Genomic DNA, 24,088 nt, shown 5'->3' on the forward strand with positions numbered 1-24,088 from the left:
TAAATGAGGAATCGGCATACCGTCACCGCAGCGGGGAGAACTCATCGTTCCCCCCGCTTCGATAACATTGCCGCTTACGATTTCCCTTTCCAGTTCTTGTCGTATTCGGTTTGTTGAATCTTGAGGAATTGGTCGAGCCCGATATTTTTCAGTTCGGACAGATACGTATCCCAATCCTTCTCGATATCCCGGTTGCCGACGATGAAGTCGGCGGTAGCCGCTTCATAATATTTCTTCAGATCCTGATGGAGCTGATTGTACTGCTGGGCGGTATCGGGATCGAAGAAGAACTTCGGTACGGAAACCTTTTCCGCGTATTGGTCATAGCCTTTCGCTGCGTCGTACAGCGAGGTTTCGAGGTCGAATTGACCGGCGGGCAGCTTCGAGCGCGCGTCGGAGCCCCAGCGCTGCCATATGCTGTTGGCGCCGTGCCAATGCGCTTTCTGCGGGTCCTGCCAAATGTCGCTGCCGATAATCTCGAATTGCGCTTCGCCGCCGTTTGCCGCCACCGTGCCCGACTTCGGCTTATCCCAATTGACTCCCGGCGTGCCATAACGGCCTCTGGCGTTCGCATCCGCGGTGTATTGAAAATCGATCCATTTGATCGCCGCTTCCTTGTCTTTGACCGATGCGGGAATCATAAACTTGTACGAGCCAATCTCGCCGTAATCGTTGCGGTATGCATTCTGGAAGCCGCTCGGTCCTTTAAGCGGCATTACGATCTGATAGCGCAGCCTCGTGGCGTCGTTTGCCGCAAACACGTGCTGCCCGCCGCCGGCCACCGCGCCGACCGTCTCTCCGTTATTCAGCTCGACCGTCTGCTTCATTTGATTTTCGTCGTTGGTAAATGCCGCGGGATCGATCAGCCCTTCTTTGTAAAGCTTGTTCAAATAACGCAGGCCGTCCCTCCACTCCGGCGTTGCATAAGCGGCGACGATTTTGTCGTTTTTGACATACAAGCCGTCGCCGTCAAAATAGGTAAACGCATGCAGGATAAACTGATGGATATTGGCGTACCAGCTCTTAGGCGACCCGGTGATGCCGATTTCGTCCGCTTTCCCGTTGCCGTTCGGATCCTTTTCCTTCACCGCCTTCAAATATTGCTCCAATTCGTCCGTCGTCGTGGGCATCTTCATGTTCAGCTTCTTCAGGAAATCCGAGTTGATCCAGAAACGCATCGCCCGGTCGCAGTTGTAGCAGACCCCGAGCTCCCGCAGTCCGTAAATATGCCCGTCCGGCGCGGTGACCGACTTTTTCAAATCCGGGTACTGCTCGAACTGCTCCTTGATGTTGGGCGCGTATTTGTCGATCAGGTCCTCGAGCGGAATAAGCGCGTCTTGTGAGCCGTAAGTCGCCAGGAAGGAATTGTCGGCGCCAAAATCCCCCATGATCACGTCGCCCAGATCGCCCCCGGACGAGAGCTCGAGATTGAGCTTCTGGATCTTGTCGGCGTCCGGATACAGGTTCCACTTGATTTTGACATGCGTTTGATCCTGCTCCCATGTCGTCAGGTCGTTCTGGCCGTACTCGTACGATAACGTGTTCGGCCAGCGCGGCGTCGTCACCGTCAGCGTGGCCAGCTGATCCGAGCCGCCGTCCTTGGACCCTTCCGCAGCGGTGCCGCCTTCGCCGCCGTTTTGCGTAGACGAGCCGGATTTCGAGCCCGAGCAGGCGCTTACAGCCATCATGACCGCAAGCAGTACAATCCATAAACCGCAGACCCTTTTTCTCACATGCAATTTCTCCCTTCAATCTGGTTTATATAATCATCCCGATTGCCCGCCTGAGGCGGACGGATCGGCTGGTTATATCGTTGGCGCAGCCGATCAGCCCTTGATCGACCCGATCATTACGCCTTTGACGAAATGCTTCTGAACGAACGGGTAGACAAGCCATACCGGCAGGCTGGCGACGATAATGATGGAGAATTTCACCAGGTCGGCCAGCCCCTGCTTGCGCATCATCGATTCCGGGTCCGTTATCGTCGTCGGGTCGATATCGTTCTGCACCAGAATGTCCCGCAGCACGATTTGCAGTGGAAAGAGATGGTCGCTCTTCAGAAAAATGAACGCATTAAAATACGAATTCCAATGATAGACGCCGTAAAACAGCACGAGCACCGCCGTAATCGCTTTGGAGAGCGGCAGCACGATATGCCAGATGAACTTCACGTGCGAGCATCCGTCGATTGCCGCCGCCTCGTACAGCTCCGGGCTGATGCTCGTCTGGTAGAACGTCCGGGCGATAATGACGTTGAAGACGCTGAGCCCGGCCGGAAGCAGCATGGCCCACCTCGTGTCGATCATATGCAGGTTCTTGATCAGCAGATAGGTGGGAATCAGCCCGCCGTTAAACAGCATGGTGAACGCGAAAATATACATGATGAGATTCCGCCCGGCCATGCTTTTTCGCGAAAGGGGGTAAGCGGCCATAATGGTCAGCGTGATGTTGATGAGCGTCCCTGCGACCGTGTAGATGACCGTATTCGTATAGCCGAGCACGATTCTCGGATCGCGGAAGACGGCCGCATAGCCCTCCAGCGAGAAATCGACCGGCCACAGAACCACTTTACCCGTGACGACGGCTTCCCTGCCGCTGAATGAAGCGCTAAACACGTAAATCAACGGGTATAAGACGACCAGCAGCGCGAACAGCAGCAGCAAATCATTGATCAGGTAAAAGGTTTTGTCCGATCGGGACAGCGCCAATTTCGATTCCTTCATCGCTCGTCCTCCTACCACAGGCTGGTTTCGCCGACTTTTTTGGCAATCTGGTTGACCGTCATGATCAGGACCAAGTTCACGAACGAGTTAAAAAAGCCGATCGCCGTTGCGTAAGAGTAGTTCGGCGCCGACGATGCAAGACTGACGGAGTACACATAGGTCGAAATGACTTCGGACGAGGCCAGGTTTAACGGGTTCTGCATCAAATAAATTTTCTCGAAGCCGATGCCCATCATTTGCCCCATATGCAGGATCAGCAGCGTAACGATCGTCGGTGCGATGCCGGGCAGGTCCACGTGCCAGATCCGCTGCAGCCGGCTCGCCCCGTCGATGGTCGCCGCCTCGTGAATTTCCGGGCTGATGCCGGAGAGCGCCGCCAAGTAGATAATCGTACCCCAGCCTGCGTTTTGCCAGATGCCGGACCACACATAGATCGACTTGAACAAGGAAGGCTCGCCCATAAAATTGATCGGCTCGATGCCGAGGTGACCCAGCGCAATATTGACGATGCCGATTCGCGGATTGAGAAACTGCAGGATAATCCCGACCATGACAACCGTTGAGATAAAATAGGGCATATACGTAATGAACTGAACCGCCTGCTTGAACCTCGTCCGCATGGTGGCGTTCAGGGCAAGCGCCAGAATGATCGGAATCGGAAAACCCGCAACCAGCTCGTAAACGCTGAGGAGCAGCGTATTTCCGACGGTGCGGACGAACTGGTACGACTCGAAAAACCGGATAAAATGCTTCAGGCCCGCCCACGGGCTGCCCCAAATGCCCTGCATAATATGAAAATCCTTGAACCCCAGCTGCAGGCCGTACATGGGTCCGTATTGAAAAATGATCAGCCATGCGAAAGGAAGCGAGAGAATCAAGTAGAGCTGATAGTCGAGCTTGATTTGTTTCCAGAGCCGCCTGCGGCGGATGGCGGCCGGACGCTCGGAATAAGCCGCCTCCGCGGAAACTGAATTAGCCGGCATATTTACCCTCCTTTTACAACGAAAGCACTTTCAAATTTGGCTGTGGCGAGGCTTCGAATCAGCTGCCCCGGTGCAGACGCGTGAACGTCTCCAGACTCGCGAACGCATCCTCCGGTTTTTTTCCGGCCAGAATCGCTTGAATCGTATTGTTGTACTCGTCGCCGATTACCTGTCCCAGCCCGACATCGTAAAAAATGAACATCCGATTCATCGTCGACATCTCCTTCTGCAGCTGTTTCGTCAGCTGCGGCGTCCGGTTCGGATCAAGCTCCAGCTTGATGACCGGAATATCGCCCTCTTCCGCGATCTTCCGCTGAAATTTCTCGCTCGTGAACAGCTTGAGCAGCTGGACAGCCGCCTGTTTGTCCTTGGCTTCGGCATTGACGGCAAAATTAACCGACGTTTGCCCGAGCCACGTATCGGCATCTCCTTTGCCATTCGGGAAGACAGGAAATTTGACGACGCCGACCGCATCTTTCACCTCCGAGTCCTCTGCAATCATCTGGTTAATCACCCAGCTGCCCGTCACCAGCATCGCCGCCTTGCCCTGCTTGAACATGAGGTTCACCGCATCGTTATCCAGTTCCAGAAACGCATCCGGAAAAGCCCCCATATCGCGCAGCCGCTCCATCACGCGCCCCGTTTCGATAAAAGCCGGATGCAGCCAGTTTCCTTCGCCGTGCATAATGGCATCGTACGGTTCGCTGCCGCCGATCCGGTCTGCGACCATCTCGCTGAATTGTGCGGCCGTCCACGGCATCTTCGCGCCAAACGCAAACGGCGTCACGCGATTGGCCTTCAATACCCGGATCACATGCAGCAATTCCTCGTAGGTTCGCGGCGGGGTCAGGCCGTATTGCCCGAAAATATGCTTGTTGTAAAACAGGGCGACGGCGGCAAAGGAGGTTGGAACCGCATAAATGTGATCCCGGTACGATAACAGGTCGAACACGCCGGGCGCAAAGCTCGCCTTCCATGCCGGGTCCTGCGCAAACGCATCGTCCAGCGGAAGGAGCCGATCGGCGGCCGCATACGTTTGCAGAACGCCGGCCGCGTGGCTCATGAACAGATCGGGCCCGTCATTCGCGGCAAGTCTCGCCTTCAGCTTCGTATAATACGGCGTGCCCGGAATGTGGTGAACCGTTACGGTTGCCCCTAGATCGGGTCTCTTGTTGAACTCCTCTACCCCTTCGCTGTAAATGCCGGTCGTCGGCTGACCTTCCCTGAGCCAGTCATACATGACCATCTTGATCTTTTCCGGCGCCACCTGGGCTTCGTCCGGCCGGCTGCCAGCCGGAGAACGCATTATCCCGCAGGCGGTAACGGTGGTAAACAAAACAAGCAGCAAGACCGGCGCTAACGATTGAACCGTTTTCAGTTTCATCGTGGCCCTCCTATGAATGATGATAATCGTAAAATGCGCTCTGCACGATGCGGTACTTCTGACTTTTAGGTTGAAGATTCCGACTACTTATCCCTCGGCAGCGTGATTTGAACGATGGTCCCGCTGCCGGGGGCGCTCCGGACGGAGAGACCGTAGGATTTCCCGTAATGAAGCTGAATGCGCTGATGAACGTTCATCAGCCCGATGCCCGTCTCGAAATTGTCCGGCAGCCTGGACAGCGCCGACTGAATCTCGGACAGCCGGGACGGTTCGATTCCCGGGCCGTCGTCGGAGACGGTGAGCACCAGATCGTCACCCTGGAAACGGCCGCGGATTTCCACCCTGCCTTTGCCCGGCTTCATGTTCAAGCCGTGAACGATCGCATTTTCGATCAAGGGCTGCAAAATGAAAGGGGGGACAATGGTTTTGAGCGTATCCGGATGCATGTCGATATCGATGTCGAATCGGTCGGCATACCGGTATTTCTGGATATAGACATACTTCCCTACATTCGTGATTTCCCGGTCGAGGGTCACCATTTCTTTCCCCTTGATCGCTTCACGCATCAGATCGCCCAGCATTTTGGACAGCTTGCCGACGTCGGGAGCTCCCTGGATGCGCGCCAGCCAATTCATCGTTTCGAGCGTGTTGAACAGAAAATGAGGGTTGATTTGCAGCATGAGGGTTTTTAATTGGGAGCGCTGCTTCAGCAGCTCTTCCTGGTAAACCTGATTGATGAGGTAGCTGATCCGCATGATCATGCGGTTGAAGTTGCGGCTTAAAATGCCGATTTCGTTGCGGGAATTGTAGTGGAAGCTGACGTCGAGACGGCCCCGTTCGACGTTCTTCATCATGGCCGACAGCTGCCGGATCGGTCTTGAAATGCTGTTCGACGTGTAATAGGCCAGCATAATCGCAAGCACGAACACCGACAGAAAAATAACGAGCATCCATTTTTTCAGGATCGTCGACTGAAGCGAGTAGTTCTCGGCGGGAATGACGCTGACAAGCTTCCAGCCCGTATCTTTGATTTGACGGTAGACGATGATTAGCCTGCGGCCGTCGACCGTTTCGGCGAAGCTCCCCTGCCCGCCTCCCTTTATGATCCGATTCCGGGAAGGTAAGCCCGGCCGAATCTCGCCTTTCTCCTCATGGCCGCCCGAAATCGTTTGCCCGTTCTGATCGATGATGAACAGCTGTCCCGGAATATGCTTGTAATCGTCGTACAGGGCGTTTCGCTTGTAATCCAGAATAAAATAACCGATCTTCTTCAGGTTATCGACATCGTAAATCGAGCTTCCGCCCACGAGGAGAAGCGGGTCATGCACCGGGTTCACCCAGATCAGATTGCCCTTATTGTTCATAATCCGGTCCCAATCCGCCATATTCAGCGGGGGCGAAAACGGCTTGTCTCCCGTTTGAAACACGTCCCCATGCAAGGAAACGAGATGCACGGCTTCGATATCTTCGCGGTCGATGACCGCAGCGTACAAAATTTGGCTCACCTGATTGGCAAGCGTCAAATAATCGACCATGGACAGCTGCCCCGTATTAGCCTGCACCAGCGCCCGCCGCACCTCCGGATTCGTAAAAATCGCGTAATACAGCCGGTTGATCTCGCGCAGATTCAGCTCGATATTTTTGCTGACCTCGCTCAGCAGATCCGACGTATAATCGTTCGTTTTCTCCTGGATGAGCGCGTTCGATTTCTGGTAGGTCAGCGTGCCGATCAGGGCAAGCGGAATGAAATTGAGCAGCAGAAAGGCGATAAAGAGCTTATGGCGAATGCTGAGATCGGCGCTGAGCTTCTTCAGCTTCGCCGCGAGGATCGTCTCGCGCATCAGAATTCCTCCGTTTCCGCCTGTCCCGTCGACAACCGCTGGCGGAATCCGTGCGGCGTGACGCCGTAACGTTTTTTGAACATTTGGCCGAAATACCGGGCATCGCGGAAGCCGACACGTTCCGCAATTTCATAGACCTTGATGGACGGATCGGCCAGCAGGGCGGCTGCCTTCTGCATCCGGATGCGAGCCAGCACATTCACGAAATTGTCGCCGGTTTCCTTCTTAAACAAACGAGTCAAATAATCGGGGTGAAAATGATACCGCTGCGAAAATTGCTGGAGCGTAAGCTCCTCCATATAGCCGGTTTCCATCTCCTGCAGGATGCTCCCGATCACGCTGTTGCCGCAGCCGGAAACGCTGTCCTTCATCACCTTGCCCTCCAGCATGAACTGATATTCCTCCAGCCGGTGGCGCATATGCTCGTGATCCTTCTTCCGTTCCCGTTCGCTCTCGATGGACTGCTTCGCTTTCCGGCACTCGTGCATGATTTCATCCGGGTCGGTCGGCTTCAGCACGAAGCCGGAAGCGCCAAGCTGAATCGCCTTCAAGGCATAATCCAGCTCATGGTAAGCGGTAATAAAAATAACCTTCAGCTGCGGAAATTCATGCCTGGCGTTTTCGATTAATTCAAGGCCGTCCATGAAGGGCATCCGGATATCGGTCAATAAAATATCCGATCCGCTGACGCGGACGAGCTCAAGCGCCTCGAGCCCGTTGTCGGCCACTCCCGCCAAAACGAACCCTTCCTCCTCCCACGGAAGAATCGATAAACCTTGTCTGGTGATCGGCTCGTCGTCGGCAATAATAATGCTGATCACGTCATGGCCCCCTTTTTCGCGAAAATAGTCGTCTAAAGGATCCGGCAGTCTCTTTCGTAAGCGTTTTCAAAAATTTGAAGCTTGTTTACAACTACTATGACTAGTATGTACCCTCATAGTACTTCGGAGCTCCGTGTTTCTTCAACCGGGCCGATCAAATAATTGGCACTCCTTCCACAAAAGAAAGTGAAGCAGCTGCCGCGGCACGCTGCTCCACATGTTCATTTTCGGGGTTAAGCCGAGTCACTTCACGGACCGTACAAGCCGTCCCTGATCGTAGAGGTAATCGACCGAGGTGCATCCCCTGCTGCGCAAGCGTTTTCCGCTCTTCGTCTCCCTGATGCGCCGCATGCCCGATCACTTGCAGAAGCTCTTGAAGCACCGCCCGAACTTCTCCCTCTTTCAGCTCGTTCATTTCGCGTTGAATCGCGTTCAACCATTTCCCCTCCTTGTGATGTTCACTTGAATGATTTTTATCATAATTGTAAATATTTTACAATAAAGCATTTTAAATGACAACCTATTCCAAAGAGGAGTTTTCATCGTTCATACGGAATGATTATACTGGCTTTGCTTGACTGGTTGGAAAATGAATGCGGAGGGAATGGTGCCAATGAACGGATTCATCCGGGCTGTAAAAAATGCAGAGCTTGCCGTCGTCAAGGAAATGCTCCAAAAAGATGCCAAATGGATCGGCTGGTCGGAGAAAGACGGAAAAAATGCACTTCATTATTTGTGCGGTTTGGAGCGGACTTCAATAAAGCAAATAAAGAGGGCATTTCCCCTAAGAAATGGGCCGAAATGAACGGCAGGAAAAAAGCGCTGCGCCTTTTTTCGAACGAATAGGGAGAGAAGCCTATCTCAGCGGTTCAAGCCGAGAAGAAAGTTACGCGTACCGAAATAGGCATCCTTCCACCCCATTTTGGCATAAAAACGAAGCCCGTCCATGCCTTTGAAATAATAGGCTCCCGTTAACCGCTCGTTGAAATTCGGGATCGCGATTCCCATCTGCTCCTGGTACTCTAGATAGGCTTGAACGACCCCCCGTCCCGCCATGTGACGGTCGAAAATGGCCAGATCGACGAGAAAATCGCCGTATGCACAGTTGCCGTCTATGATCCCGGTTATGCGCGTGCCGTCAGATAAAATATTCCATTGGTGAAAATCGCCGTGGATAAAGCCGCGATGAGGCTCATTGTAAGGTATGTAAGCCATTAAACGGCTGTAGCATTCGTCGAACACGTCTTTTTCCAGACACGTGCTTTGAAATAAGTCGTACCAGTTTTCCCAAAAGGTCCCGGTTTGGTCCTCCGCAAATGAGGCCGCCGCATATTCCTTCCAGGTCCGATAGGCTCCGCTGCCGTCGGGCCGGATCCACCCGTAGCCGCTTGTCGTTCCGACATCCACTTGGTTTAAATGCGTCAAAATCCGGATCAGCTCCGGAAGCCGGCGAATCTGCTGCTCCGCCGGAAAATCCGCCAGATTGCGGCCATCCATCCGTTCCATGATGGAATAGGCGAGGGGGCCGGTTTTCCCCTGCCCGACACACCGGGGGTACGGTATACCCGCCTGGCCTGACAGCAGATCCGAAATGTAACGTTCGGTCTGGTACGCCCCCTCCAGGTCGCTGAATTTAATGACGTATCCTTTCCCCTCATGGCTGAAGGAGAACACCAGGCTCAGGTTCCCTCCCGCGAGCGGGGTTATCGCTTCCGTTTTCGAACGGAAATGAGTCTTCAATACGCTCTCAACCTCGCTGATGGCCAAGCTTGGTTTTTCGTATGCCGTCATCGCCCGCACTCCCCTCGTTTATATAAAACTGTTCCATTGTTCGTTCAGATAAATCGGCTATGAATTACGGTATATGACGATTCTGCCGCATTCTCCGATCGTATGCCGGGTCGCCCGATTATAACTCCAAATCTCCGCTGTAAGCATGCTCGATAATCCGGCGGATATCGGCGGCTGTCGTCAGCCGGGGATTGATCAGGACATTGCCGCTGCGCATCGAATCCTCGACCATTTTGTCGAGCAGCTTCAGGTCGACCCCGAGCTCCCGGATGCTGGCCGGAATATTCAAGCTTCTGTTGAGCTGCGTTACAGCCTCGACCGCCATTTCGCCGGCGCGGCGGGTATCGGCTCCGGTCGTATCGCAGCCGAGCGCCCGGGCGATATCGGCCATATGTTCCGGGCAGGCGGGCAAATTAAATTTCATGACATAGGGGAGCAGCGTGGCGTTGGCGATGCCGTGGGCAATATTGAAGATGCCGCCCAGCGTATGGGAAATCGCATGCACGTTGCCCAGCCTCGATTGGGCGAAAGAGGCGCCGGCCATCATGGACGCGACCAGCATCTGCTCGCGGCTGTGGACGTCAGAGCCGGCGAAATACGCTTTTTCGATATGACCCGCGATCATCCGGACGGCGGAAATCGCGAACGACTGGCTGACCGGGCTGGCCGCCTTCGACGTATACGATTCGATGGCGTGAGTCAGCGCGTCCATGCCGGTTGCCGCGGTAATCGGCTGCGGGAGCTTCACGGTCAGCAGCGGATCGAGAATCGCCAGCTGCGGAAACAGGTACGGGCTGATGACCGCCGCTTTGAACTTGGTCGCGAGATTGGTGACAATCGTCGAGGCCGTTACCTCGCTGCCCGTTCCCGCCGTCGTCGGAACCGCGGTCAGCGGCAGACCGGGCCTCGTCAGCTTGCCGACTCCTTCATAATCGAGAATATGTCCCGGATTCGCGGACATCACCGCAATGCCTTTGGCCGTATCGATGCTGCTGCCGCCCCCGAAGGCGAGAATGCCGTCGCAGCCCGTTTCCTTCAGATAAGCCAGCCCCTCCATGATGCTTTCCGCGCTCGGATTGGGCTCCACCCGGTCGAAAACGGCAAATTCGAGCCCGTGCCGGCTCAACGATTCCGTAATGGGGCCAAGCATATTCGCTTGGACGATGCCCGCGTCGGTGACGACAAGCGCCTTGCGGACGCCGGCGGAAGCCAGAAACTCCCCGGTTCGTTCGGACATGCCCGCTCCGCATTCCACCCGGGTCGGCATGAAAAATCGGTAATCCATTATATCCTTCTCCCTCCCGCAGCCGTAAGATTCGAATCGATTTCCCTGTATGGAAAAATGTAACGCATGGCCACCGGTTCATCAAGAGAAAAGTTTCGATATACCGAATTGCGCCTGCTCATGCCCGATGACGATCTCCGTCCCTTCCCTGCCGCTGCGGATATCGGCGCGCAATCCCATCTCCTTCAGCATGAGCGCTGCGATGGACAGGCCGAGACCCGCTCCCTTCTCGGCCGATTCCCCGCTCATGCCCGGCCCGCGGTCGGCGATGACGATGCACCCGCCGTGCTCCGGCAGGACGCCGAGACGGATATACCGGCCGGATTTAGCGTGGCGCCGCACATTTTGGCAGTAATTGTCGAGCACGCGTTCGAGCCACTCCGGGTCAATCGTCCAGACAAGCGGCTCCTCCGGCAGGTCGATGTCGATCGCGAAGCCCTCCTGCTCGAACACCGGATACCAGCCGGCAAACAGCGTCCGCGCCATCCGCACGATATCCACCTGCCGCGGCCGATACGGATATTTGCGGGCAGCCAGCAGCGAATAGGAAAACAGATTCTCGATCAGCTGGCTCAAATACCCGATTCTCCGCTCGATCAGCTCGACGGATTCCATCCCTCTCGCGGTCAGCGGCTCGATTCGAAGCCCGTACGCATGGCTGCGAATCGTCGTCAGCGGCGTGCGCAGATCATGCGACAGCTTGGCGATCAGGTCGCGGCGCAGAACCTCTTCTTCGGTCTCGCGCCGGCGGCTTGCCTCCAGCTTGCCGATCATGTCGTTAAACGAGCCTTCCAGCCGGCCGATTTCATCAGCGTTCAGCGCCTCCACCTTCGCCGGAATTCCGCTTTCGGACGGGGCGTTCATAGCGGACTGCAGCCGAACGAGCCTCCTGCGGATGCGGTTAAAGAACAGCAGCGAGCCGAGCAGGAACAGGCCGAGGATCAGGAGCGTACCGGTCACGAATAGAACGCCATAGTGCTCCCAAAGCCGCGCGCCCGGCGTCTTCAGCAGCCTCCGCGGCACCTCGAACACGATGAAGCCTTGCCGCTCCTCCTTCCCGATCAGGGCGACCACCGTGAACGGATCGCCGCCGCTGCGCTCCTGCATGAACCGGGCGGTAAAGGCCGGCGTCCAGACCGACGGCAGCGAGCCTCCGTCCGGCAGCTGCAGCTTGAGCGAGCCGGTCCCGTCCACCCAGAACATTCGCGCCTCGGGATAGTCGTTTTTCAGCTCGCGCAGCCGGCTCTCGATCGCGGCGGAAGAAGCGCCGCCGAGCTTGGCGGCTTCCTGATGCCACATCTCCTCGAGCTGCAGTCCGTTTTGATACCGGTTCTCACCGGCGCCTGTATGGATGCCGCCGAGCCAGCCCGGCAGGGAAGCGGAAAGCGTAACGACGAGAATCGAGAACGGAATCACGACGAGCGCGCACAGGATGATCAGCAAATATTGCGCCAGCAGCGAGTTTTTCAGCTTGAAATTCATTGCTTCACCCGGTAGCCGAGGCCGCGGATGGTCTCAATAACCGCCGGCTCGCCGGGGTCGAGCTCGATTTTCTCCCGAAGGTAGCGAATATGCACCATCACCGTCTTGTCGCCCTCCATGTACGGCTCGCCCCAGACGGCCTCGTAAATTTGCTCTTTCGTCAATATCTGGTTCGGGTGCTTCAGAAAATAGAGCAGGATTTGCAGCTGCTTGGCCGTCAGCGGAATTTCCTTCCCCGTCCGGCTGTCGACGACGGTCTGCAGTTCCGGTACGACCGCAAGATGCTTCAGCCGGATTTCCTGCCCGGCATTCGGGCCGAAACGGCGCAGCAGCACCTCGATTCGCGCCGCCAGCTCGTCCGGATGAAACGGCTTCGTCACATAATCGTCGGCGAACCGCAGTCCCTGCAGTTTATCGTCGACCGCCGCGCGCGCGGACAGCATCAGAATCGGCGTCTGCGGCGCTTCCCGCTTCAAGCGCTGCCCGACCGTAAAGCCGTCGAGCCCCGGCAGCATGACGTCGAGCACGACGATATCCGCATCCGCCGCCCGTTCCGGCGCGCCGTCCCCGGAGGTCAGCCACTCGACGGCGAAGCCGCGCTTCTCCAGATCGTCCTTCGTCCAGCGGCCGATTTCCGGATCGTCTTCGATGTATAAAATCTTTTTCACGTCACATCACCCGCCCGTGAAGGTTTTCTCTCATGATAGCAAACCGGCGCCGGAAGGAAAGTTTAAATGTCGTTTAAATTTCGCGGCCGGCAAGGGCATTGCCTGCAGCTGCAGCTCCGATCCGGGGCGGAGACGACCAAGAAGAAACGGCATGAGCGTCTTTTCGGCGGCAGGACTTAAGGCGAACAACATTAAAAAAGCGGCCGGCGAAGGTTTAACCCTCCGCTGCCGCTCTTTCCGGATCTCCGCCAACGAAACTTACAGCTGGCCTTCGATTTTGTTTTTCAGCGCGTCCTTCGACTGCAGGCCGACCATTTTGTCAACCGGTTGTCCGTCTTTGAACAAAATAAGCGTCGGGATGCTCATCACGCCGAATTGGGAAGCGATCTCCGGCTCTTCATCTACGTTGATTTTCGCGATGTTCGCCTTGCCGCTCAATTCCGTCGACAGCTCTTCCACGATCGGGAGCTGCATTTTGCAAGGTCCGCACCAAGGTGCCCAAAAATCGACAAGCGTTACGCCGTTCTCGATCGTTTGATTAAAGGTATCTTTCGTCAATGCCGTTGCCATAACCAATCATCCTCTCCAAAAAGTATGGTTCTCATGTATGAGAAGGGAGTATCCCGTCACACCGGCGGCGAGCTGACCGTTTCCTCGCATGCGCGGATTTGCCCGAGCACGTCGGAAATCGTAATGCCGTCGAAATACCGCTCCAGCTGCTTCTCCGCCCTGCAGAAAATGCCGTCCATCACTTCCCGCATATTGGAGCCGACGACGCAGTCCATGTCGGGATCGCCGGAGCACCAGCTCGGAATGACGGAGCCCTGCGCCATGAGCCGGTAAATGTCAGCCAGGGTGACGTCCGCCGGGTTGAGCGTCAGCTTGTAGCCGCCGCCAGCGCCTTCCCGCGTATCGACGTAACCGCCTCGCCTCAAACAGCTCATCACTTTGCGTATTCGAGCCGGATTGGTGGATACATTGCCCGCGATTTCCTCGCTGGAGGCCATATGCTCCGGCTTGTAAGCCAGAAATACCAAACTGTGGACGGCAATCGTGAATTCGCTGTTCATTGCTTTACGGCACCCCGCTTTGTACTGTAATAATATCAGTTACAGTTAAGTTTGTCAACCAGCGCGGCCGAATTTATTTTATGGCACCAGGCATCGATGCTATACATGGAAGATAACGTCTGCCGCCCTGCTGCAGCCTCGTGAAGTCCGGCCTGGAATAGGCGCCGTTGCTTGCTTTTGCGCAGGGGCTGCTATAGCATGAAGCTGTACGCCTTCGGCGGGAATCCGGAATGAATTCCCGATCATTGAATAGCAAGGAGGATCGATCGCATATGCAAATCGACGTTTATTCCGATATCGTCTGCCCCTGGTGCAGAATCGGCAAAAGCAATTTAACGAAAGCGCTCGAGCTGTGGGCGGCGCAGGGAGGCGAAACGGCGGCGGTTACTTACCGGGCTTTCCAGCTCGATCCGACCGTGCCGCGTGAAGGGCTTCCCTTCGCCGAAGCGATGGAGACGAAAATGGGCGGCCAGGAGGGCGCGCTCCGCGCGGCGCAGCGCGTAACCGAGGCCGGCGCAGCCGTCGGCGTGACGTTTCGTTACGACCGGATTACCCGGCTGCCGAACACGAAGCTGGCGCACCGCCTCGTGAAGCTGACGCCCGAGCGGCTGCAGGCCGAGACGGTGGAAGCGCTGTTCCGCGCTTATTTCGAGGACGGAGCGGATATCGCCCGCCTGGAGACGCTCGAAGCGCTGGCGGCCGCCATCGGTCCCGAAGCCGCGGACGCCGCCTCCCTCCTGCGGACGGAGGAAACCGCCGGCGAGGCGCAGGTCGACGCCGACCTGCAGCTGGCGGAGCGGCTCGGCGTAACCGGGGTCCCTTTCTTCGTGTTCAACAACCGCTTCTCGCTGTCGGGCGCCTATCCTGCCGAGCAGCTGGCCGAGCTGCTGAAGAAGGTCGCCGACGCTTAAGGCAGGTCGAACAGATCGAGCTGGATCGGCGCCGCCGGCTTCGTTTCCTGACCGAGCAGCGCCATCAGCTCCAGCGCATTCGCCGCGGCGTCGCCGCCCGAATTATTATTGAAAATAACGTATATTTCCTTGGTTTGGTCCTCGAGCCGGCGCAGCCGCTCCGCCCACTCCGCCAGCTCGTCCGCCGAATACCGGTACAGGTACCGCACCTCGCGCCAGTTCGGCGCGCTGGCGGCGTTCCAGCCCGCGGCGTTGCGCCCGTGGAAACGGACGACCGTAAGCTCGTCGTCGGTGACCTCCGGCACGACCGGCACCGAACCGGGAAGCACCTGAGGCTCGTCGCAAATGCTGTGCGCCCATCCGGCCCGCTTCATGAAGGCCAGCGTTTTCTCCCGCATGCCGCCTTCGAACCAGCTTTGATGGCGAAACTCGAGCGCAGCCGGAATGCCGTCCATCCGCTCCTTCGCCGCCCGCAGCAGCGCCACGTTCGTCCTGTCGCACCGGAACCACGGCGGATATTGAAAGAGCACCGCCTTCAGCTTTCCCGCCTGCCGCAGCGGCTCGATCGACTGAATGAACGCCCGGTACATCGCCACATCGTCCTCGAAGGCATGCCCGCCGCGCAAATGCCCCGTCATCCCCTGATAAGCTTTGACAATAAACGAAAAGCCCTCCGGCGTTTCGGCCGCCCACCGCTCCATCAGCTCCGGCTTATGTACGGCATAAAACGAGCTGTCGACCTCCACGATGCGGAAATAACGGCTGTACGCCTTAAGCTTGTCCCGGGCCGGAACGCCCGCCCCGTACAGCTCCTCGTGATCGCCCCAGCCGGCCAGTCCGACCTGAATCATGACGGCCTCCTCTTTTTCAGCCATTTACCGTTAAATGTACCGCACTTTGCGCCCTGCATCCACCTTTTTCGGCCACATCCAGCCAAGTCATCGTTGTCCGTCCCGTCACTGGGCAGGCGCCCCGTTCATGGGAACCCGGAACAGCACGAGCCACAAAATCGTCAAGCCGACGGAAAAGACATAAGCCAGCAGCTCGCGCCTGTAGAACAGCCGCAGCATCGGAAATAACGTCACGTCAAAAAGAAGCGACCACCAAAAGCTCCACCCGTTCGAATAAACAATACGCCCCGTCAGGCTGAGCAGCCATTCCACGCCGGCATACAGCGCGATCCACTGCACATAGTGAAAAATGACCGCCGCCGTCCTTTTCGGGTAATTCGACAAAAAAAGCAGCGCCGTCAGCGGAAACGTTACAAATGTATAGATGACTTCGGTCAGAACGGATTTCGGAAACAGATCGGGCTTCAGCGTCCACAGCATATGGCCCGAGCACAAATACAGGTACAGCAAATTGCCGATCGCAAAATACATCATCGCCGGCCGGTAATCCCGCCAGCGTCTCCAGTCTCCCCATATCAAGCTTGCCAGCAGAGCGCCCGCAGCGATCGCAACATGCATGCCTTTTACCTCTTCCGCTTTCGTTTCTCCATATCAATGCCCTTGTTCGGCCGATTTATGCGCTAGAGGCGTCTTGGGGACCGGGCCGGGCTTCCTCCGCGGGATAAAATTGCCAGCCTCCGGTCAAGCTAAAGGGAGCAAACCGAACCAGGGAGGGGATAGCGGTGCTGAAGCAGCCAAGCAAGCAAAGCTCGGCCGGACGGCGCGCCTTTATCGACAGCGCCCCGATGCCCCCGCTCACGGCCGGGTCGGCCGAGAACGCCGAGACGATCAAGCGGCTGCTCGGCTCGCCTGCGGATCTGTCGGTCAGATCGTTCGCCATCGGGGAATCCAGCCATTCGTGCGCGCTCATCTGCATCGACGGGCTCGTCGATAAAAGCCTGATCAACGAACAGGTGCTGAAGCCGCTGATGAAGTATTTTACCGGAAAAGAAACGCCCGCTCCCGATCAGCTGGCCCGGCTGATCGAGCAGGAAGTGCTGTCGGTGATCGAAATTCAGACCGCCGAGTCGATGGATGAAGCGGTCAACGGCATTTTGGAGGGGAACGCCGCCCTGTTCGTGGACGGCTGCAGCAGGGTGATCGTTCTCGACAGCAAGGGCTGGAAAAGCCGCAGCGTCGAAGAGCCGCAGACGGAATCGATCATTCGCGGCTCGCGGGAAGGGTTCACCGAGGACATCCGCACCAATACCGCGCTCGTGCGCCGAATCGTGCGGGACAGCCGGCTGCGGTACGAATCGTATAAAATCGGACGCCGCTCCAGACGCGACGTGGTGCTGGCGTACATCGACGGCATCGCCAATCCGCAGCTGAAGGAAGAGGCGGTGCGGCGGCTCCAAAGCATCGATGTCGACGACATCACCGGCTCCGGCACCGTCGAGCAATTTATCTCGGACAGCTTTCTCACCCCCTTCCCGCTCATGATCAATACCGAGCGGCCGGACAAGGTCGCCGGCGGACTGTTTCAGGGGCGTCTCGCCGTTCTCGTGGACGGAGACCCTTTCGCCCTCATTTTTCCGATTACGTTCTCTTCCAATATTCAATCGCCGGAAGACTTCTATCAGCATTGGCTGATTTCGACGGCCACCCGCGCCCTGCGGATGATTGCCGCGTTTATCGCAACCTTTCTGCCCGCGCTGTATATCGCACTGCTCGAGTTTCATCACGGGCTCATTCCGTCCAAGCTCGCCTTCTCAATCGCCGGCGCCCGCGAAGGGGTTCCCTTCCCGGCCGTCGTCGAAGCGTTCACAATGGAGGCGACGCTGGAGCTGCTGCGGGAAGCGGGAGTCCGGCTGCCCAAGCCGATCGGGCAGACGATCGGCATCGTCGGCGGTCTCGTGATCGGGGAAGCGGCTGTGGCGGCGGGCATCGTCAGCCCGATTATGGTCATCGTCGTCGCCGTGACGGCCATTTCGTCCTTTTCGTTCCCGTCGTATTCGTTCGCGATCGCGCTGCGGCTCATCCGGTTCGTGATCATGCTGGCGGCCGCGGTGTTCGGCCTTTACGGCATCGTGCTCGCTTATATCATGATCAATATCCACTTCGTCAATTTAAAGAGCTTCGGCGTTCCGTATTCCTCGCCGTTCGCTCCGTTTTTCTTCAAGGACTGGAACGACCTCATCCTGCGCGCTCCGGCAACGATGCTGAAAAAACGGCCGGAAATCATCGATCCGGTCGATCCAACGAGGCTAAGCGGGAACCAAAGCGGTGAGCGCGATGAAATGGTTTGAATACGGGAACAACCTGATCGGCCCGCGCGAGGTTTCCTTCAGCGTATCGTCGATTATCGTCGGCGTCGGCATCCTGACGATGCCCCGGCTTATCGCGGAATCGACCGAATCGTCCGATGGCTGGATCTCGATTGCCATTGCCGGCGCCGCGGCCGTCCTGTTCGGCTGGATTCTGGCCAAATTTTGCGTCCTGCTGCAGGACCGGGGCTTCTACGCCGTTGCGGCCGAGCTGGTTTCGGCGCCCGCCGCCGCGGCCATCACCGTCTGCATTTCGCTTTATTTCATGCTCTACTGCGCGTATGAAGTCAGGGCGATCGCCAACATATCGAAGCAGTACATTTTCGACCGGACGCCGGTCGAATATATCGCGCTGGCGTTTCTGCTCGTGGTCGCCTATGCCGTCTCGGGGTCCCGCGAAGGCATTATCCGGCTCAATATGCTGTTCCTGCCGCTGGTCATCGTGATTGCCCTGGCGGTGCTCATTTTCAGCATCGGCATTTTCGATTACAACGACTTGAAGCCGTTCTTCATCACGGACTGGCACGGTATTACGAAAGGGGCGCTGCAGACGATGAGCTCCATGCTCGGCTTCGAAGCGATCCTGTTTTACAGCACGATGATGGAGAAGCCGAAAAAAGCACCGCAGGCGGTCGTTGTCGGCCTGCTTATCCCGGTGCTGTTCTATCTGGTCATTTATATGATTTGCGTCGGTGTCTTTACCCATCAAGCGCTGATGGAGATTACGTATCCGGTCATCGAGCTGGCAAAGGAAGCGCAAATCCCCGGCGAATTTTTCGAGCGGTTCGAATCGCTGTTTTTTACGATCTGGATCATGACGATCTTCAACACCGCCTGCATGGCGTTCGACGTCACGGTATATGCGCTCGGCTCGATCTTGAAGCGCGTCGGCAAAATGACATGGATCCTGATTCTCTGCCCGACGATTTATTTGGCGTGTATGCTGCCGCGCAACCTGAACGAATTCGAAGCCTTCGGCATGTATATGACGTATTTCGGAGCGGTCGCGGCCGTGCTGGTGCCGTGCCTGCTTTATGCGCTCGCGAAGCTCCGGGGGGTGAAGCCGTGAAATTGCTCCAAGCTGCCGCCATTGCGGTCATTTTCGCGCTGCTCGCCGGATGCTGGGACCGGGTCGAGATCGACCAGCGGGGGTTCGTCGTCGGCGTCGCCATCGACCGGTCGCCGCAAAATGCGGATCCGGAGAAGCATTATTCGGTCGGCGAACGCATGCTCGGGACGTTTCAGTTTATCGTGCCGGCCGGGCTGAAGGGCTCCGGATCCGGTGAAGAGGGCACGTCGGCGACGCGAAGTTATTTCAATTTGGCCGTAAAAGAGAGCTCCATCAACGCACTGTCCGCGCGTTTGGCGACGGCAACGAGCCGCGCCCCGTATTACGAGCATTTGAAGCTGATCGTCATTTCCGCGGAGGTCGCGCGCGAGGACGCCGACTTCGCCGATATTCTCGACTTCTTCCTGCGCGATAACGAGATGCGCAGGGATATGCATGTGCTGATCGCCGACCGCGGCGCTGGCGAAATCATGAAAGAGAAACCGCCGATCGAGACGTATCCGGTCGCGTTCGTCGAATCCGCCATCGGCAATACGAGGAAAAGCAATTACATGGTGCCGGTGTCGCGCATCGGCGATATTCACGGGCTGATGCTCGGCAGCAGCAGCTTCACGATCCAGCGGGTCCGCGTGAAGGACGGCCGCATCTCCCTGATCGGCGCCGCCCTGTTCGAGGGAGAACGCCACCGGCTCGTCGGCATGCTGAACGGGGCTGAAACGCAGGGGCTTAATTTTTTAAGAAATCAGGTCAAGGGCGGGATCGTGCAGACGGAGTACAACGGCAAATCGATCGCCTTCGATCTTGAGCGGGCGAGCCGTTCGATCCGGGCAAAACGGGACAAGCTCGGCCGGTACACCTTCGACATCCGGATCCGGACGGAAGGGACATTGACCAAGTCGGTACGGGACAACGATCTGAATAACCCCGAAAATTTTGAAAAGCTCCAAACGAAATTCGAGGAGCAAATCGAAAAGGTTGCGAAGCTGACGATCAGGACGCTGCAAAAGGAATATAAACTGGATGCGCTCGGGCTCGGCGAATATTTGCGGCAAAACAAGTACCGCGAATGGAAGCCGATCGCCTCCGACTGGGACCGGGGCGAGAACCTGTTTGCGGATGCGAAAATCGAAGTCAAGGCGAAGGTTAGCCTCCGTCGCATCGGGGACATCAACGAATCCGAAAGGAGGTGACGGCTGGTGTGGAGCGCGATAATAGGCGTTCTGCCGTCGGGAACGATCCTGTTCTGCACGATCCTGTCGTTTGCCGTCCCGTTCTGTGTGTACAGGGTGAACCGGAAGCTGCACGAGGACGGCGATCCGCCGTGGAAAAAGCATGCCGCCCGCAACCGGGACGATGATTTCGGCGGCGGCGAGCGGGCAAAAGGCGACGGGCAGTACGGCGATAAGCGGCAGATGAGCGGCGAGAGCAAGAACGCCAGCACACAAGCAACCGTCACGGGAACGGCTGACGGCGACGGCTCCGCTCCCCTGCCGTAATGCAGCGATTTTCATGAAAGCCGCCGCCTCTTCATGTAACAAGATTCCGCGGCTTTTTCATATACCTCCAGCCTCCAATTTGAAGAAAAATTTCCCTTCTGTTCCTGCCGAATGTTCGATATTCTAGAAGCGATCGTACGCCAAAGGAGGAGACAACCATCAGCAAAAAACGGATTGCCATTATCGGCAGCGGCACCGCGGGTCTGCAGCTTGGTTATGCATTGAAAAACGATTTTGACGTGACGATTTTGCATTACGAGGACCCGTCCGAGATTCGGAGCGGAAGAATCCGGTCGACGCAGGTCCACTTCCATCCGGCGCTCGACCGGGAGCGGCGCTTCCGGATGCCGGACCAGGACGACGCGCCTCCCATCAAGACGATCCATTTCAGCCTGGGGCCGCAGAAGCTGTTTATCGGCCGGCTGACGCATGCAGCGGCTTCCGTGGATCAGCGGCTCGCTTTTGCCCGGGTCATGGAAGACTTGGAGCGGCAGGGGGTAACCTTTCGAAAAACCCGCGTAACACCGGACGATTTGAACGAGCTGGCCGGTTCGTACGAGCTCTTGATCGATGCTTCCGGCAAATCCGGGCCGCTTGCCCCTTTCCCGGTCGAGCCCGAATTGACGCCGTTTCAAACCCCGCAGCGAAAATGCGCCGTCGGCTATTTTAAAGGCGTCGCCCCGGTCCGGCCCGAGGGCGTTTCGATTACGGTCGTTCCAGGCGTCGGCGAAATGTTTGAAATTCCCGCCTTGTCGGAATCCGGACCGGTAACCGTTTTATTCGTCGAGGCGGTTCCCGAAGGGGCGCTGGATGCTTTTAAAGGAGTGAAGACGCCTCAGGATTTCCAAAACCGGATGGAGAGCATCCTGAAGGAATCGTTTCCCGATATATTCGGCCGCCTCGATCCCGGGCAATTCTCGCTTGCGGACGAGCAGGCTTACCTGCTGACCGCCATCACCCCGGTCGTGCGCCGGCCTTACGCGATGCGGAACGGAACCTTGGTGCTCGGCTGCGGGGACAGCGCCATCCTGGCCGATCCGATCACGGGCCAGGGCTGCAATACCGCATCCTATTGCGCGGACCGGCTGTACGAAACGCTCCTGGAGCGCAGGGACTCCCCGTGGGACGAAACCGTCGGCGCCGATTATTGGAACCGCGTCCGCACTTACGTGAAAGAGGTAACGGAGTGGACCAACGCGATGACCGGCCCGCTGCCGGGGCACGTGGTGAACATGCTGATGCAGGCGGCAGCGGATCAAAGCGCGGCCGACAAGATCGTCCATTGGTTCGAAGCGCCGTCGACGGCTCACGCAGCCTTATTCGGCACGTAACCCGGGCAGTACGGTCGCCGTCTGCACGATCCGGATCATTTTGCCATGATTGTTCCTACGAACGGACAGTTTAGCTGTGCCTTCTTTTGAAGCCGATGAATGCTTACCACTCTTAAGTTGTTGTAATGAAATAACGGGTATGTTAAAATGACGCTAATATTTGACGACAGGAGTTGAAGAGGATAATGTAATATTTCTTGCTTAGGTTTAAAGAATAAAACAAGTTTTCGCAGCCTCTGTTTTGTTCTTTACCGGCAAGAAAGTTACCTTATTCTTTTCACTCAAAAAATATTCGATCCGACTCGGCGAAGGGTTAGGTTTGCTTTTTTTGAGCTGTAAGAAAGGTCAACTTTCTTGCGGCTCTTTTTTATTTGTGCCAAGGAGGTTTAACGCCATGTCCTTGATCAAGGTAACCGATTTAACATTTGCCTATGACGGCAGTTACGACAATATTTTTGAGCATGTCAGCTTACAAATCGATACGGACTGGAAATTGGGCTTTACGGGGAGGAACGGCCGGGGCAAAACGACGTTTCTCCATCTGCTGCTCGGCAAGTACGAATACAGCGGAACGATTTCCTCCAACGTCAGCTTCGAGTATTTCCCGTTCCATGTCGAACATAAGGAGAACCTGACGTACGATGTGGTCGAGAGCATCGATCCGGACTATGAGCACTGGCGGCTCATGCGCGAGTTTTCGCTGCTCAAGCTGTCCGAGGATGTGCTGTACCGGCCGTTCGGCTCGCTGTCCAACGGAGAGCAAACGAAGGTGCTGCTGGCGGTCCTGTTTTTGAAGGAAAACCGCTTTTTGCTGATCGACGAGCCGACCAATCATCTGGATCTGCATGCCCGGAAGCTGGTAAGCGATTATTTGAACGGCAAAAGCGGGTTTATCCTGGTGTCGCACGATCGGGCGTTTCTCGACAACTGCGTCGACCACATCATTTCGATCAATAAGACCGATATCGACATTCAGAAAGGAAATTTCTCAGACTGGTGGGACAATAAACAGCGGCAGGACCTTTTCGAACTGGCCGAGAACGAGAAGCTGAAGAAGGACATCAAGAGGCTGTCCGAAGCGGCTAAGCGAACGAGCAGCTGGTCGAACGAAGTAGAAAAAACGAAAAACGGCACCCGTAACTCCGGCTCCAAGGTCGACAAAGGATACATCGGGCACAAGGCCGCCAAAATGATGAAACGGTCCAAATCGATCGAGCAGAGACAGCATTCCGCAATCGAGGAACGATCCCAGCTTCTGAAAAACGTCGATAGCTCGGAAAGCCTGAAAATATCGCAGCTGGCTTATCATAAGCACCAATTGGTCGAGCTTGACCGCGTTTCGATACGTTACGGCGAAAAAAACGTTTGCCGCGACGTCAGCTTTACGGTCGAGCAAGGGGACCGCATCGCGATCTCCGGTCCGAACGGCTCGGGCAAATCCAGTTTGCTCAAGCTGATTTGCGGCGAAGAGATCCCTTATTCCGGCGTGTTTCGAAAAGGGAGTCAGATGCAAATTTCCTACGTTTCACAAGATACCTCGCAGCTGCGGGGTGATTTGTCGGATTTCGCCAGAACCAGCGGGATTGACGAAAGCTTATTCAAAGCGATTTTGAGAAAACTCGATTTTTCGCGCCTGCAATTCGAAAAGGACATCGCATCTTTTAGCGGCGGTCAAAAGAAGAAGGTTCTGATTGCAAAAAGCCTCTGCGAACGAGCTCATTTGCATGTTTGGGACGAACCGCTCAATTTTGTCGACGTCCTGTCCCGGATGCAAATCGAAGAGCTGCTGCTGGAGCATTCGCCGACGATCCTTTTTGTGGAGCACGACCGTGAGTTTTGTCATCATATCGCAACAAAAAGCGTGGAACTGAACGTTTGACTCACATCCGGAAAGTTGACGTTGAGGCTGCAGATGATGAATATCAACGTTTGAAATGTCACCTATGCGAAAACGGAGCCCGCCAAAACCGCGCGGCTCCGTTTATTGTTGCTGCAGCCCAAACAAACGTATGACCG

The 24,088-nt window shown here is 56.5% G+C and carries 23 protein-coding genes; 8 read left to right on the top strand and 15 right to left on the bottom strand.

Going from position 1 to position 24,088, the window contains the following annotated elements; genetic code table 11:
• Positions 1-74: 74 nt before the first annotated feature.
• The 7 genes from PD282_RS25400 to PD282_RS25430 all read right to left on the bottom strand — a co-directional run bounded on the left by PD282_RS25400 (position 75) and on the right by PD282_RS25430 (position 8,188).
• Positions 75-1,733 (bottom strand): extracellular solute-binding protein, encoded by a 1,659-nt coding sequence (locus PD282_RS25400; RefSeq protein WP_274654378.1) that lies wholly within the window; start codon positions 1,731-1,733, stop codon positions 75-77.
• A gap of 93 nt (positions 1,734-1,826) precedes the next feature.
• Complete coding sequence (locus tag PD282_RS25405; protein ID WP_274654380.1) at positions 1,827-2,723, bottom strand: carbohydrate ABC transporter permease; 897 nt, start codon at positions 2,721-2,723, stop codon at positions 1,827-1,829.
• A gap of 11 nt (positions 2,724-2,734) precedes the next feature.
• Positions 2,735-3,706, bottom strand: coding sequence for an ABC transporter permease (locus tag PD282_RS25410; RefSeq protein ID WP_274654382.1), 972 nt, complete (start codon positions 3,704-3,706; stop codon positions 2,735-2,737).
• Between the two features lie 58 nt (positions 3,707-3,764).
• Positions 3,765-5,090, bottom strand: coding sequence for an ABC transporter substrate-binding protein (locus PD282_RS25415; protein WP_274654384.1), 1,326 nt, complete (start codon positions 5,088-5,090; stop codon positions 3,765-3,767).
• An 83-nt stretch (positions 5,091-5,173) separates the two neighbouring features.
• Entirely contained in the window at positions 5,174-6,931 is a 1,758-nt protein-coding gene (locus tag PD282_RS25420) for a sensor histidine kinase (protein ID WP_274654386.1), read from the bottom strand.
• Positions 6,931-7,752, bottom strand: coding sequence for a response regulator transcription factor (locus PD282_RS25425; RefSeq protein WP_274654387.1), 822 nt, complete (start codon positions 7,750-7,752; stop codon positions 6,931-6,933). Before PD282_RS25425 ends, PD282_RS25420 begins: the two co-directional genes overlap by 1 nt.
• A gap of 154 nt (positions 7,753-7,906) precedes the next feature.
• Complete coding sequence (locus PD282_RS25430) at positions 7,907-8,188, bottom strand: hypothetical protein (protein ID WP_274654389.1); 282 nt, start codon at positions 8,186-8,188, stop codon at positions 7,907-7,909.
• A gap of 177 nt (positions 8,189-8,365) precedes the next feature.
• Between PD282_RS25430 and PD282_RS25435 the strand changes: the two genes are divergently transcribed.
• Positions 8,366-8,557: a hypothetical protein gene (locus PD282_RS25435; protein WP_274654391.1), complete on the top strand. Its 192-nt coding sequence runs from the start codon at positions 8,366-8,368 to the stop codon at positions 8,555-8,557.
• A 56-nt stretch (positions 8,558-8,613) separates the two neighbouring features.
• On the opposite strand, the gene PD282_RS25440 is transcribed toward PD282_RS25435, so the two are convergent.
• The 6 genes from PD282_RS25440 to PD282_RS25465 all read right to left on the bottom strand — a co-directional run bounded on the left by PD282_RS25440 (position 8,614) and on the right by PD282_RS25465 (position 14,048).
• Entirely contained in the window at positions 8,614-9,543 is a 930-nt protein-coding gene (locus tag PD282_RS25440; protein WP_274654393.1) for a phosphotransferase family protein, read from the bottom strand.
• A gap of 118 nt (positions 9,544-9,661) precedes the next feature.
• Positions 9,662-10,828 carry an iron-containing alcohol dehydrogenase gene (locus PD282_RS25445; RefSeq protein WP_274654395.1) on the bottom strand — a complete coding sequence of 389 codons (1,167 nt, stop codon included), beginning with the start codon at positions 10,826-10,828 and terminating at the stop codon, positions 9,662-9,664.
• A gap of 81 nt (positions 10,829-10,909) precedes the next feature.
• The gene (locus PD282_RS25450; RefSeq protein ID WP_274654397.1) at positions 10,910-12,310 is read right to left on the bottom strand and encodes a HAMP domain-containing sensor histidine kinase; all 1,401 of its coding nucleotides are present in this window, start codon (positions 12,308-12,310) and stop codon (positions 10,910-10,912) included.
• Positions 12,307-12,978, bottom strand: coding sequence for a response regulator transcription factor (locus PD282_RS25455; protein ID WP_274654399.1), 672 nt, complete (start codon positions 12,976-12,978; stop codon positions 12,307-12,309). The genes PD282_RS25450 and PD282_RS25455 overlap by 4 nt, the downstream gene beginning before the upstream one ends.
• Positions 12,979-13,236: 258 nt before the next feature.
• Complete coding sequence (gene trxA / locus PD282_RS25460; RefSeq protein WP_274654401.1) at positions 13,237-13,548, bottom strand: thioredoxin; 312 nt, start codon at positions 13,546-13,548, stop codon at positions 13,237-13,239.
• 56 nt (positions 13,549-13,604) lie between these two features.
• Positions 13,605-14,048, bottom strand: coding sequence for an RrF2 family transcriptional regulator (locus PD282_RS25465; protein ID WP_274654402.1), 444 nt, complete (start codon positions 14,046-14,048; stop codon positions 13,605-13,607).
• 272 nt (positions 14,049-14,320) lie between these two features.
• On the opposite strand from PD282_RS25465, the gene PD282_RS25470 reads away from it, so the two are divergent.
• Positions 14,321-14,959: a DsbA family oxidoreductase gene (locus PD282_RS25470; protein ID WP_274654403.1), complete on the top strand. Its 639-nt coding sequence runs from the start codon at positions 14,321-14,323 to the stop codon at positions 14,957-14,959.
• Here the strand turns inward: PD282_RS25470 and PD282_RS25475 are convergent.
• A complete protein-coding gene (locus PD282_RS25475; protein ID WP_274654404.1) occupies positions 14,956-15,810 on the bottom strand; it encodes a DUF72 domain-containing protein in 855 nt (284 codons plus the stop codon). The two genes, PD282_RS25470 and PD282_RS25475, sit on opposite strands and share 4 nt — an antisense overlap.
• Positions 15,811-15,915: 105 nt before the next feature.
• Positions 15,916-16,428 carry a CBO0543 family protein gene (locus PD282_RS25480; RefSeq protein WP_274654406.1) on the bottom strand — a complete coding sequence of 171 codons (513 nt, stop codon included), beginning with the start codon at positions 16,426-16,428 and terminating at the stop codon, positions 15,916-15,918.
• 164 nt (positions 16,429-16,592) lie between these two features.
• On the opposite strand from PD282_RS25480, the gene PD282_RS25485 reads away from it, so the two are divergent.
• The 6 genes from PD282_RS25485 (at position 16,593) to PD282_RS25510 (ending at position 23,951) form a co-directional block, all read left to right on the top strand.
• Positions 16,593-18,158 (top strand): spore germination protein, encoded by a 1,566-nt coding sequence (locus PD282_RS25485; protein WP_338045230.1) that lies wholly within the window; start codon positions 16,593-16,595, stop codon positions 18,156-18,158.
• Positions 18,145-19,245 (top strand): GerAB/ArcD/ProY family transporter, encoded by a 1,101-nt coding sequence (locus PD282_RS25490; RefSeq protein ID WP_274654408.1) that lies wholly within the window; start codon positions 18,145-18,147, stop codon positions 19,243-19,245. Before PD282_RS25485 ends, PD282_RS25490 begins: the two co-directional genes overlap by 14 nt.
• The gene (locus PD282_RS25495; RefSeq protein ID WP_274654410.1) at positions 19,242-20,435 is read left to right on the top strand and encodes a Ger(x)C family spore germination protein; all 1,194 of its coding nucleotides are present in this window, start codon (positions 19,242-19,244) and stop codon (positions 20,433-20,435) included. Before PD282_RS25490 ends, PD282_RS25495 begins: the two co-directional genes overlap by 4 nt.
• A 6-nt stretch (positions 20,436-20,441) precedes the next feature.
• On the top strand, positions 20,442-20,741 hold the full coding sequence (locus PD282_RS25500) for a hypothetical protein (RefSeq protein WP_274654412.1): 300 nt from the start codon (positions 20,442-20,444) through the stop codon (positions 20,739-20,741).
• Between the two features lie 221 nt (positions 20,742-20,962).
• Entirely contained in the window at positions 20,963-22,072 is a 1,110-nt protein-coding gene (locus tag PD282_RS25505) for a styrene monooxygenase/indole monooxygenase family protein (RefSeq protein WP_274654414.1), read from the top strand.
• Between the two features lie 394 nt (positions 22,073-22,466).
• Positions 22,467-23,951, top strand: coding sequence for an Lsa family ABC-F type ribosomal protection protein (locus PD282_RS25510; RefSeq protein WP_274654416.1), 1,485 nt, complete (start codon positions 22,467-22,469; stop codon positions 23,949-23,951).
• The last annotated feature ends 137 nt before the right edge of the window (positions 23,952-24,088 follow it).

It is taken from the genome of Paenibacillus humicola (assembly GCF_028826105.1).
Taxonomy (GTDB): Bacteria; Bacillota; Bacilli; order Paenibacillales; family Paenibacillaceae; genus Paenibacillus_Z; species Paenibacillus_Z humicola.